At 73.7% G+C, this 1,659-nt stretch carries 2 protein-coding genes; both read right to left on the minus strand.

Features of this window, described 5'->3' with window-relative positions; all coding sequences use genetic code 11:
* Window positions 1–1,075, minus strand: a 1,075-nt coding sequence (locus tag AAC134_RS23840) for a type IV secretory system conjugative DNA transfer family protein (protein WP_339952309.1), incomplete at its 3' end; no start/stop codon positions are given.
* Entirely contained in the window at window positions 1,072–1,518 is a 447-nt protein-coding gene (locus AAC134_RS23845; RefSeq protein ID WP_339952311.1) for a hypothetical protein, read from the minus strand. The genes AAC134_RS23845 and AAC134_RS23840, both read right to left, overlap by 4 nt.
* Window positions 1,519–1,659: the final 141 nt, after the last annotated feature.

The raw sequence follows: 1,659 nt of genomic DNA on the forward strand, positions 1-1,659 counted from the left end.
GCGAGACGACGATGAAGGCCGAGGCCGGATCGCGCCGCATCTGCGCGATGTCGAAGTCGGTCGCCTCGGTCGCGCGGCGCACCATGCGGTCGGCCCAAAGGGACAGGCCTCCGTCCGCCAGGACCGAGAGGTAGGAGGACAGGATCCGGCTCTCCATCCCCGCCATCCGGCGGAAGATGCGGGCGGCTTCTTCTGCCTCAGCCTCTTCGGCGAGGGCCTCGAACAGGTCGAACAGCTCGCCGGGGGCCGAGAGCGCGTCGTAAATCTCGCCGATGGTCGGGCGCCCGCGCTGGACGGCCAGCAGGGCCGCGGCCGCGAAGATCTCGCGCGCGCCTTCGAGGAAGCTGGTCGCGTTCCCCTGCGCCACGATCAGCGAGGCGGCGAGACGGCGGGCTTCGGTGAAGCGGCGGGCGGCGGGGGCCTCGGCCACCGCATCCATCGGGTTCCAGCGGTGGGTGCGACCCTCGGGGTCATAAGGCGCGAACTTGAACACGCGGTCGCCGAGCGCGGCCCGGCGGCGGGCGGTCTTCGCGAAATTCTCGCCCTTCACGTCGAGGCAGATGACGGAGCCGCGCCAGGTCAGCAGCGTCGGGATCACCACGCCGACGCCTTTTCCGGAGCCCGTCGGGGCGGCGATCAGGGCATGTGGGATCTCGGCTGAGGTGAGGAAGGGCGCGCTGGATCCGGACGCGCCGAGCTTGGCGTAGATCGGCCCCTGCAGCGTCTCGAGTCGGCCCGAAAGGCCCGCGCGGCGGATCTCCTCGGGCTTGGCCCAGCGGGCGGCGCCGTGGGAGGTGAGCTGCGGCCGACGCGCGATCGCGGGGAGCAGCGCGGCGCAGACGAAACCCGTGACGGCGAAGATCACGAGGCCGATGCGGAACGGCTCGGTCATCCCCCCCACCGCCCAGGGGGCGTGGGCGAGGAAGGTCGCGAAGCCCGTCTCCGCTACCACACCCCCGGTGCGCCATGCCGCGAAAGCCCCGGCGGCGAGGTTGCCGAGCAGCAACCCGGCAAGCAGGCCGATGGCGGCGAGGGTTAGGATTTCGCGGTGGGCCTCGTTTCGGGCGAGGTTCACAGCCCGTGCCCTCCGCCGTCGCGGCCGCGCGCCTTGCGGGCGGCGAGGCGCCGGGCGCGCTCCTGCTCGCGGCGGGTCTGGTCGTCGGCATCGTCCCTGGGCGCGGGGCGGGATGCGGCCCTCTGCCCTGCCCCGGCGTCTCGCGGGGGCGAAGGCGAGGGAGCGGGCGTTGCGCGCCCAGGTCTCGCCTTCTCCGGAGCTCTGGTCCGTTCAGCCGCGTGCGGCTCGTCACGCCGCGCCTCCTGCTGCGCCAGTTCCCGCGCAGCGCGGTACACCGCGCCGATCTCGCGATGCATCGCGGTCAGGGCGGCGTCGCGCTGCGCCGCGGTTTCCTCCGGCGCGCCGGTGGTTGCGCGGCGGGCCTCCCGCTCCTTCGCCTCTGTCTTCGCATAGCTCTCGGCCAGCGCGCGCGAAGGGGCGCCCCCGGAATACCGCTCCACCATCGCGGCTCCGTTCAGGCCCGCGCGCTCGGCGATGGCCGAAGCACGGCGATCCGCTTCGGCGCGGACGGCCTCGGCGCGCCCCTCGCCCGGCGCAAGGCCCGCGTAGCGGCCCGGCTCGGCGAGCTTGGCAAAATTCATCAG

This window comes from uncultured Albimonas sp., assembly GCF_963977235.1.
Lineage (GTDB): Bacteria > Pseudomonadota > Alphaproteobacteria > Rhodobacterales > Rhodobacteraceae > Albimonas.